The 238-nt window shown below is 64.3% G+C and carries 1 protein-coding gene; it reads right to left on the bottom strand.

Going from position 1 to position 238, the window contains the following annotated elements; translation table 11 throughout:
* Positions 1–238: cadherin-like domain-containing protein (locus ACFHWW_RS34525; protein WP_379943897.1), on the bottom strand; the 238-nt coding region annotated here is incomplete at both ends.

Genomic DNA, 238 nt, shown 5'->3' with positions numbered 1-238 from the left:
TTGCCGTCTTCGACGACGACCCGGAAGGAGGCGGCGGTGGTCTCCGAGCCATTGTGGCGGAAGGAGACGAGGCCGGCTGCGAGTTGCGCCGCCGTAAAGCTGGCGGCCACTGACCCGTTGACGAGGACAGAGCCATTGACGGCGTTCGAGACGTTGAAGCCAACACCCGCTGCGGTGTCATCCGGATCGGAATAGCCGAGATCGGCCGTCGTGAGCTTATAGGTTCCGCCCTCTGCGA

This window comes from Sinorhizobium sp. P24N7 (assembly GCF_042436655.1).
Classification (GTDB): Bacteria; Pseudomonadota; Alphaproteobacteria; order Rhizobiales; family Rhizobiaceae; genus Sinorhizobium; species Sinorhizobium meliloti_A.
Note: the sequence above shows the minus strand (reverse complement) of the source record. Positions and strands in the feature narration are given on the sequence as shown.